Source organism: Nocardia sp. NPDC060255 (assembly GCF_042727395.1).
In the GTDB taxonomy this organism is placed as follows: domain Bacteria; phylum Actinomycetota; class Actinomycetes; order Mycobacteriales; family Mycobacteriaceae; genus Nocardia.
Window position 1 is genome coordinate 133322 of the sequence record NZ_JBHXAU010000020.1, and the last position, 9704, is coordinate 143025.

The following is a 9704-nucleotide window of genomic DNA, read 5'->3' on the forward strand; positions in this document are numbered from 1 at the left end:
TGCCCTCCTCGATGATGCGGCACTGACAGGTAGCGATCATATACGATTTCGTAGCTGAGATTCTATGCGGTAGTGGAAAATCCTCGCCCGCAACGTGTTCGGCCCGGGGTCAGGCGGCGCCGGTGTTCATGGCGTGCAGGATCGCGTGCTGATCGAGGCGGTCGCCCTGCAGGGTCACGCACAACCGGCCGCGATACAGCACCAGCACCCGATCGCAAAGAGTCGCAAGCTCGTCGAGGTCCGTCGAGCACAGCAGCACCACCGTCGAGGCCGCCGCAGTGCGCAGCAGGGCGTGGATCTCGGCCTTGCCGCCGACATCGACGCCACGGGTCGGGTCGTCGAGCAACAGCACGGTCGGCTCGGCCGCCAGCCATTTGGCGAGTACCACCTTCTGCTGGTTACCTCCCGACAGCAGGCCACCGGCCACATCGACATCTGTTGTGCGAATGCGTAACCGAGACACCAGATCTCGGGCACGAGCCCGCAACTTGCCCGGCGTCAGCAGGATGCCGTCGCGGGCCAGGGCCACCGACCGGATCTGGGCCATGTTCTCCCACACCGGCTTGTCGAGCATCAACCCGATCCGCCGCCGATCGCCGGAGACCAGCGCGACTCCGGCGGCAATCGCGGCGCGGAGACCGGACGGGCCGGATCGTCCGTCCGGCAGGGTGATTCGACCGGCACTGGGTGCGCGCAACCCGGCCACGACTTCGAGGATGGCGGTGTGGCCCGAACCCACGAGCCCGGCGATACCGACGATTTCCCCTGGTGCGGCACTGAATTCGAGCTCATGCAACCGGCCTGGCACATCGACGCCATGCACGTGCAACGCACCGGGCAGCCGTCCGGACGGACGCGCCACCGCGACATCGACTGGGCCGCTGGTGCGCTCGCCGAGCATGGCCGTCACTACCTGGGCCATATCGAGTTCGGCGCGTGGCATCGCCGAGAGCACCGTGCGCCCGTCGCGCAGCACGGTGATCTCGTCGCACAGCGCCATGGTTTCCTCCAGGATGTGCGAGACGAATACCACCGCGACGCGTCGTTCCCGCAGTACCCGAACGATATTCAGCAGCCGGCGGGTGCCCCCCTCGTCCAGCGCCGAGGTGGGCTCGTCCAGGATCAGCACCCGCGGCTCGGTGATCAGCGCCTTGGCGATCTCGACCAGCTGACGCTGCGCCAGGGACAAGGTGCCCAGCTCGCGGCGCACGTCGACGTCGAGGCCGAGCTGAGCCAGCACCGGCTCGGCGCGCGCGACCATGGCCGCCCGGTGCCGGAACGGCCCACGGGTCGGTTCGCGCATCGGATACAGATTGGCCAGCACATCGAGGTCGGGGAACAGATTCAGTTCCTGCGACACCACCGCCACCCCGTGTCTCGCGGCCTGGGCGGTCGAGTTGAACGACACCGGCTGTCCGCCGAGCCGGAGGCTGCCGTGATCGGGAGCCACCGCGCCGGACACCACCTTGATCAGGGTGGACTTTCCGGCACCGTTCTCCCCCAGCAGCGCGTGCACCGAACCCTCGCGCACGGTCAGTTCGGCGTCGTGCAACGCGGTGACGCCGCCGTAGGTCTTGCCGACGCCGCGCACCTCGAGCATTGGCGCACTTGTCATTTCGCGTCTGCCAACGGCCGCAGGTAGCTGCCGGGGTCGGCGAGCTGGCGGGCGGCGGCAGCGGCGAACCATTGACGTCTGCTCTGGTCGCTCTGCTGACGGGCGATGATGTCGTCGATATTCGCGGCGTTGATGATCAGCCCGCCGGGATTCCACCAGCCCTGCGTCAACGGTTTGCCGGTGCGCGCATGGTCGGCAAGCAGCCGAATCGCGATGTAGCCCTTGAGCCAATGCTCCGGCGAGGCGAGCGCGGCGACGTAGCCGTCCTTGACCCCGGTCAGCGCCTGCGCGTCGGGATCGCAGGACCCGACCAGCATCCGGCGGCCGGTGTTCTTCTGGATCAAGGACAGCGACACCGCGTCGGAGGCGCCCGCACCGAGGTAGGCGACCGCGTTCGGGTGCGCCTTCACCGTGTTGTTCCATTTGTTGTAGTTGTCGGTGGGTTCGGAGCCGGTGTCGAACGGGCCGACCACGGTCAGCATCGGACGTTGTTCCTGCAGAACGGCTTTCATGCCGTCCAACCGCTGACTCAGCAGCGCCAGGCCCGGGATGTCGTTGCCGAGGACCACCTCGCCGGTGGTGCCGACCGGAATCTGCTTGATGATCTCGGTGGCGAGGCTACGACCGAGCTCGGTGTTGTCGTTGCCGACGTACAGCTCCACCTTCGCGCCGACCGGCGGCACCGTATCGACGGTGGCGAGTGGGACGCCCGCGGCGGCGGCCTGCTGGAGTGGGCGCACGAACAGATCCGGGGTCAGCGTCTCCATCGCGACGCCGTCGCGCGCGGTGCGCACCGCGGCCTGGAACTGCGACACCTCCTGCGGGCCGTTGATCGACGACGGTGCGGTCTCGTTCAGATCCACGTCCCCGGCGTCGGCGGCCCCCGCCGCGGCCCCTAATGCCATCTCCTGGAAGGGATTCTGTGAGGTGGTGGCGTAGACGAACGCCATGTGCAGCGTGCCGCTCTTCGGGCCGCCGCCGCTGCCGGTACTACTGCCGCACGCGACCAGGATCAGCGCGCAGCACGCCACCGCGCCGCGCAGCCATTTGTTCGATCGATTCATCGCTATTCCTTCGAAAGATGTTCGCTAGAGCCCGAATTCGGACCGTTTGGCGCGACGGCGGCTGCGCAGCAGGCTGTCGATGGCGACCGCGATCAGCACGACGACGCCGCTCGCGAACGCGCTCCAGTTGACCGGGATGTCGAAATACACCAGGCCGCTGGACACCACGCTCAGCAGCACCGCGCCCGCGACCGCGCCGACGACCGTCGCGCTGCCACCGCGCAGCGGCGTGCCGCCGATCACCGCGGCCGCGATGGCCTGCAATTCGAACCCGGTGCCGACGTTCGGGTCGCCCGAGGTGAAGAACGCCAGGCCGAGCACGCCGGCCAGCCCGCACAGCGCACCGACGCCCATCAGCACCAGCAACCGGGTCCTGGCTGTCGAGATGCCGGAAAACCGGGCCGCTTCCGGGTTGGATCCGATGGACCGGACCCGATAGCCGAACGGTGTCAGGCGCAGTATCACCGTGAGTACGGCGGTGACCACGAGCAACACCCACACGCTGACCGGCAGTCCGAGCCGATCACCACCGACGATCGTGAAAAACGAACTGTCCAAAGGTAATCCGTTCACCTGCTGACCATTGCTCCACGCCGCCGCCAGTCCGCGATAGACCTGCATGGTCGCCAAGGTCGCGACGATCGCCGGGATCGCGATCACCTGCACGACGAGCGCGTTGACCAGACCGAGCAACGCGCCGAACCCGATCGCGGCGGCCGCGGCCAGCCACGGGTTGAGTCCCGACCGGATCAGCACCGCCGCGGTGATCAGCGACAACCCGAACCCGGCGCCCACCGACAGGTCGATTTCGCGCATCGCCAGCAGGAACGCCATCCCGGCGGCGAGCAGCCCGACGTACACCGAACTCTGCAGCACGTCGCGAATCTGGCCCGCACTGAAGAAGTCCGGGTGCAGCACACCGATGAGGACCACCAGGGCCACGGTGGCCAGCAGGACACTGTTGGATTCGGTGTGCAGCATTCGCCGCACCATGGGTGCGATAGCGGTCGGTGCGGCGGCCGGTTCACGCTGTTCGGTGTCGTTGGCGGTCACGAGCGTTCCTGTCGTCGGATGTGCGAACCAGCTTCCGGCACCGGGGCCCGAGATCCCTTGTCCCTGCGTGCACAGTCCTTGTCCGCCAGAACACCCGGTGCGGGCAGCGCTCGAATTCGCCGGTTCGCGCCGGTTACCGTCGGCGCGACAACAGCGATGCGGAGATCCGGCATGGACATGACGAAACGATTGGCGGGCCAGGTCGCGCTGATCACCGGCGGCGGGACCGGTATCGGTGCGGCGGCTGCACGGCGACTGGTCGCGGAGGGCGCGGCGGTGGTGCTGTGTGGCAGGCGGCGCGAACCGCTCGAGGCGGTGGCCGCCGAGCTCGGCGACGCCGCGCTGGTCGCGGCGGGCGATGCCGCTGACACCGCCGATGTCGAGCAGATGGTGGCCGCTGCCATCGATCGCTACGAACGCCTGGATCTGGTGGTGGCCAACGCGGGTGGGCACGGGCTCGGGACGGTGGGCGACACCGGCGACGACGACTGGCAGCTCGCGATGCGGACCAATGTGACCACCGCGTTCGTCACCGTGCGCTGCGCGCTGCCGCATCTGCGTGCGCGGGGCGGCTCGGTCGTGGTGGTGTCGTCGCTGGCCGGGCTGTTCGCCGGACCCGCGGTGGCCGGTTACGTCACCGCGAAGCACGCGTTGATCGGGCTGACCAAGTCGTTGGCTCGTGACTATGGCCGCGACGGTGTGCGGGTGAACGCGCTGTGCCCGGGTTGGGTGCGCACCGACATGGCCGACGAGCAGATGGATGTGCTTGCGGCCCAACGTGGTATCGATCGCGAGGCGGCCTACCGGTTGGTCACCCGTGACACACCGTTGGGGCGGCCGGTGGAACCCGACGAGATCGCCACCATCGTCGCGTTCCTGCTGTCCGCCGATTCTGCCGCGATGACCGGTTCGGTCGTGGTCGCCGATGCCGGCGCGGCCGCGGTCGACCTGCCCACGATTGCGTTCGCGTCCAACGAATGAGGAGATGACGATGGCCGAAGTACAGGATCGGTCCCCCGCTGACTGGAAGGAGATGGACGACTTCGCCGCCGGGATCGACGGCAACCGGATACCGCCGACCGATCGGCTGACCGGCCAAGGCTGGCTGCTGCGCCGGTCCGACGATGTGGTGACCGAGTTGCGGTTCCGCTCCGCCGATCAGGTGCGCTGGGTGCGCGACGCGGATTCGGGCACCGACTGGTATCAGGCGATCGAGGTCTCCCCCGATGTGTTCTTCCTCGACCAGACCTTCGCCGACCGGCCGCACGTCAGCGAGGTCACGGTGCTGCACCTGCCGACGGCGCGCACGGTGACGATCGAATCGACCATCGCCGAGCAACCGACGCCCGGTATCCCGCAGGTGTCGCAGCGGTTCATCGCCGGGGTCGTCGATCTCGGCGACGGGCGCGTGCCGAGTGGCGAAATCCCTGGTCCCACTCGCGATCTCGTTGGTTGGCGGGCCCTGTACCGGTACAGCCCGAACCATCTCTACGAGCATGTCTATCTGAGCTCCGAGCGCTACTGCTGGCAATGTCTGGTCGGCGAACAACGCGGCCACGGCGACGTGGACCTCGCCACCACATGGAAACTCGCGGACGACTTCTACGTGTTCACCTTCCGTGAGTTCCTGATCCCCGTCGCCGCGACCTGGCTCTACGACCTCGCCGCGATGCGTTCCACCGGAAAGTTTTTCGGCATCGGCCACGGCGGCGCAGTACGCAACGCGCCCGGCGGCGCCCACATCACCGACCTCGGCCGAGTGCAGTATCCCCAAGACGGACAACCGATTTGAAGGAGAGCAACCCCATGCACCGCGACCTCGAGGTGATCACGGCCCACTACGCCGCCTCCGACCGCGGCGATCTGCCCGGCATGCTGGCCCCCCTGGCCCCGGACGTGGCGTGGACCGAGATGGCCGGATTCCCCTACGCAGGCACCTACATCGGCCCGGACGCGGTGCGCGACAACGTCTTCGCCCGCATCGCCGCCGAATGGGACGGATACACCGCCGCGGTCGACGAGATCGCGGGCGCCGGAACCGGCATCGTCATCGGAATCGGCAACTACTCCGGCACCTTCCGAGCGACCGGCCACTGGATGACCGCCCGTTTCGTGCACGTATGGCGCCTGTCCAACGCGAAGGTCGTCCGCTTCGAACAGTTCACCGACACCGCCGCAGTCCAGGCGGCCATGCGACCCTAACGGGACGAGACGATCGGGAGGACTGTGTGATGATCGACAAGGTGGCATGGATACATGTGGTCGAGGGGAAGGTGCTGAGCACCCGATCGCATGGCAAGGACGTCTACTACTTGCCGGGCGGGAAGCGTGAACACGGCGAGAGCGACACCGAGACACTGGTGCGGGAAGTCTTGGAGGAGTTGACCGTTCGGATCGATCCGACGACCGCGCGGCATCTCGGCACCTTCGAGGCACAGGCACACGGCCATCCCGACGGTGTCACTGTGCGAATGACCTGCTACACAGCAGATTTCGAAGGCGACCCAACACCCGCGAGTGAAATTGCCGAGGTCGCCTGGCTATCCGAGTCCGATCGCGATTCCGTGTCACCGGTCGATCAACTGATCTTCACCCACCTCCATGCTCGGGGTCTGCTGGACAGATAAGCTGCCGATCACCGCCAGTACCTGCCACACGCGCGAGTCGAGGACACTGGGCTGCGGCAGCTGTACGGCAAAATCCCGCTACACGAGGAGGCCCGGCCGCTGTTCGACGACGAGATGCCCGCCGTGTTCAGCATGATTTTGGCCCCGGCCACACAATGGCCGACGTAACTCCGGTGGCGCACCCCGACGACATTGTCTTCGCCTGTGGAACGTAAAGCGTTGTGGCGGACTCATTCTCGGAGATCTCGGGTACCGCGTTGACTTTGGTTGTTGGTTGCGTGCCGGGTGTGGGGGTGCGGTGCTGCCGATGCAATAACCGTTCAGGAAGGTCTGCTGGTCCGGGAATGATTGGGTAATGCTGGGCGCGTGAGGTGGGGTTCCCGACCTTACCCTGCTGTTTGGTCACGGAAGTGGCAGTTCCAGCCTGGCTGGGTGGCTGTGGTGCTGTTCTCGAGATTCTCGGGCAGATAAGCGTGTCGGGTGCGGTGTAGTTGGTGGTACCGAGCGAGCCTGCGGATTGCCACTTGACGCACGAAGCATCCTCTTGACTCATGCTGCAACCTGCGTCAAGAGGATGCTTCGTACGTCAAGTCGTCATGGCCGCGTTGGGTCGAGTCAAATGGCCGGGGGCAGTCCCGTTCGCGGAGATCGAGTCGAGTCGAATGGTCGTTGTTGATGATCAAGTAGCGACCTTTTGACTCGGCTCGGTTCGTTATCGGGTGGCGGCGGCCGCTGACGACGCTGGAACAGGCTATTGCACACCGAACTTGGGTTCCGAAGATCTCGATTCGCCACCACAGCCAGCCAGCCAGCCACGCTGTGATGCTGTTCCCGAGAGCCTTAGGCAGGGAAGCGGCGGAGGCCGTGCAGTTGATAGCACCGAGTCGAGTCGAATGGTCGTGGTTGAAGATCAAGTAGCGACCTTTCGACTCGACTCGATTCTTGGTTGCTCACCGGCAGCTACTCGACGACGCTGGGAGGGGCCGTTGCGCACCGAACTTGGGTCCGAAGGTCTCGAGAACAGCACCACAGCCAACCAGCCAGGCTGGAAGATCACGTCGCGCGCCTGACCGTAAGGGTAAGGCCGGGGACGGCACACGACGCGCCCAGCATTACCCAATCATTCCCGGACCAGCAGACCTTTCTGAACCGTTATTGCATCGGCAGTACCGCACCCCACCACCCGGTACGTAACCAACAACGAAAGTCACCTGACACCAGTCCAACACTCGCTGCATCCGCCATCGATGATCACGAAACCAACGGACGCGCTCATCAACAGCCTCCACAGCCCCCAGCGAAATCGCATACCACAGTCGTATTCGCACATGTGCTCAAAATTCATAGCGGCAGGCGTGGACAACTTCAGCAAGAGCGGGTCGCGATCGACCTCCCGGAATTGTCTGCGACGACGGCGATGAACCGGCATCGAAATCTGGCCTAGTCAGTAGCTGCCGTCAGCGGAAAGTTGCCGATTCCGTTGAGGATTCGGTATTCGCGAGGTGGTACGCCATAGGTCAGTTTGAACAACCGGCTGAAGTGGGCTGCGTCGACGAAGCCTCGCCGCGCCGCCACCGCGGCGACGGTGAGCTCGTACAGGGTGGGATCGGTCAGGTCGGCGCGGCAGCATTCGAGTCGTCGCTGGCGGATCCATCCGCATACGGTGGCGCCCTCGGCGCGGAACAGCTTGTGCAGGTAGCCGAGGGACAGGTGTGCGGCGGATGCTGCCATCGCCGGAGAGAGTTCTGGGTCGTCGAGGTGGTTTTCGAGGAATTTCTTTACTTGGGGTAACACGCCGTGGGCGGTCGCAGCTGGATCCACGCCTATGTGCGCGGCCAGCGCGGTCGTCACCACATCGATGACGGTGTCGGCCAGCCTCAGCAATTCGAGAGTGCCGAATTCGGTTGTTCTGGTGGTCATTCCGGCCAGCAATGCGGGCAGCAGCGCGGTCGCGGGGTGCCGCCGCGACAACGCGGTGGCTGTGATCGCGTTGACTTCGGCCATCGGCAGCCGTAGTACGCGGTGTGGAAACACGGCGATCCGCAACCGGCAGGCGGTGTCGAACTGCACTTGGTAGGGCCGCGACATGTCCAGCACCGCAACATCACTCGCCCCGAGCCGCACTTGACATCCGGCTTGCTTCAACACGCAGCACCCCTGAACCGGCACCAGCACTTTGTAATACGCATCGCCGCCATCCCGGACGGCACGATGCGCGATCGCGGACACCTCCGCAAACACCAACTCCCCCGCCGCATTCCCACGGACTCGACCACGAAAGTTCGCCGGGTCATCGACCACCAGTTCCAACGGCAAGCGGCCCTCGGCGGATGCGCCGTCAATACGACTCAGGATCGTCATCGCCCCATGCTGCCCGGCCCCTACACCCACCACTCGCGAATTCGGCGGCCCGTGCAGCACCAGACAACCCACCGTGCCCTGCGAGACAAGCGGATTCGCGCAACCACACCGGCACCCGCCGCCGCGTAATGAGCGGCCTGTACAGTACCGCACCACCTGCCGCACCCAGCGGAACAAACAATATCGCGCCACCACACGGCACAACCCGATCCACCATCGATACCCGTCGAGACGGCCATCGCCACACACTGCCCGGTGCATACACCCGCCACGCGCAGAATCAGCTGCCCACGCAGTACCGCACACCCCACCGCGCCCTGCGGGACAGTCAAATTCGCGCAACCGCACCGACACAAACAGATCCACCAACGATGCCTGTCAGGATCGTCATCGCCCCATGTTGCCCAGCGGATGCGCCGTCAACACTAGTCGGACCGTCATCGCCCGACGCCGCCCGGCGCTCACACCCACCACTCACGCAATCAGCTGCCCGTGCGGCACCCGCCGCGCCCAGCGAGACAAGCAAACTCGCGCCACCACACGGCACAACCAGATCGACCGTCGGTGCCCGTCGAGACCGCCATCGCCACACGCTGCCCGACGGATGCGCCGTCAACACGAGCCAGGATCGTCATCGCCCGACGCCGCTGGGCACACACTCGCCACTCATGAAACCTGCTGCCCCTGCAGCACCGAACAACCCATCGTGCCCTGTGGGACAAGCAAATTCGCGCCACCACACGGCACAACCAGATCCACCATCGATGCCCGTCGAGACCGCCATCGCCACACGCTGCCCGACGGATGCGCCGTCAACACGAGCCAGGATCGTCATCGCCCGACGCCGCTCGGCACACACACTCGCCACTCATGAAACCTGCTGCCCGCGCAGCACCGAACAACCCATCGTGCCCTGTGGGACAAGCAAATTCGCGCCACCACACGGCACAACCAGATCCACCATCGATGCCCGTCGAGACCGCA

General features: G+C 65.9%; 8 protein-coding genes. 4 read left to right on the forward strand and 4 right to left on the reverse strand.

Features of this window, described 5'->3' with window-relative positions; all coding sequences use genetic code 11:
* Positions 1 to 109 precede the first annotated feature (109 nt).
* Genes ACFWF1_RS30965 through ACFWF1_RS30975 form a run of 3 tightly spaced genes read right to left on the reverse strand, consistent with a single transcriptional unit; the run spans position 110 to position 3732 of the window.
* The gene (locus ACFWF1_RS30965; RefSeq protein WP_379281354.1) at positions 110 to 1615 is read right to left on the reverse strand and encodes a sugar ABC transporter ATP-binding protein; all 1506 of its coding nucleotides are present in this window, start codon (positions 1613 to 1615) and stop codon (positions 110 to 112) included.
* The gene (locus ACFWF1_RS30970; protein ID WP_379281353.1) at positions 1612 to 2679 is read right to left on the reverse strand and encodes a sugar ABC transporter substrate-binding protein; all 1068 of its coding nucleotides are present in this window, start codon (positions 2677 to 2679) and stop codon (positions 1612 to 1614) included. The genes ACFWF1_RS30965 and ACFWF1_RS30970 overlap by 4 nt, the downstream gene beginning before the upstream one ends.
* Before the next feature lie 24 nt (positions 2680 to 2703).
* Positions 2704 to 3732, reverse strand: coding sequence for an ABC transporter permease (locus ACFWF1_RS30975; RefSeq protein WP_379281352.1), 1029 nt, complete (start codon positions 3730 to 3732; stop codon positions 2704 to 2706).
* Positions 3733 to 3903: 171 nt separating this feature from the next.
* Between ACFWF1_RS30975 and ACFWF1_RS30980 the strand changes: the two genes are divergently transcribed.
* From ACFWF1_RS30980 to ACFWF1_RS30995, 4 genes are read left to right on the forward strand one after another with little or no spacing between them, the layout of a single operon-like run.
* Positions 3904 to 4713: an SDR family NAD(P)-dependent oxidoreductase gene (locus tag ACFWF1_RS30980; RefSeq protein WP_379281351.1), complete on the forward strand. Its 810-nt coding sequence runs from the start codon at positions 3904 to 3906 to the stop codon at positions 4711 to 4713.
* A 10-nt stretch (positions 4714 to 4723) separates the two neighbouring features.
* Positions 4724 to 5524, forward strand: coding sequence for a molybdenum cofactor biosynthesis F family protein (locus ACFWF1_RS30985; protein ID WP_379281350.1), 801 nt, complete (start codon positions 4724 to 4726; stop codon positions 5522 to 5524).
* Between the two features lie 14 nt (positions 5525 to 5538).
* A complete protein-coding gene (locus tag ACFWF1_RS30990) occupies positions 5539 to 5934 on the forward strand; it encodes a nuclear transport factor 2 family protein (RefSeq protein ID WP_379281349.1) in 396 nt (131 codons plus the stop codon).
* Between the two features lie 29 nt (positions 5935 to 5963).
* Positions 5964 to 6359 carry an NUDIX domain-containing protein gene (locus tag ACFWF1_RS30995; RefSeq protein WP_379281348.1) on the forward strand — a complete coding sequence of 132 codons (396 nt, stop codon included), beginning with the start codon at positions 5964 to 5966 and terminating at the stop codon, positions 6357 to 6359.
* Positions 6360 to 7799: 1440 nt separating this feature from the next.
* On the opposite strand, the gene ACFWF1_RS31000 is transcribed toward ACFWF1_RS30995, so the two are convergent.
* A complete protein-coding gene (locus ACFWF1_RS31000) occupies positions 7800 to 8720 on the reverse strand; it encodes a helix-turn-helix domain-containing protein (protein ID WP_379281347.1) in 921 nt (306 codons plus the stop codon).
* Between the last annotated feature and the right edge of the window lie 984 nt (positions 8721 to 9704).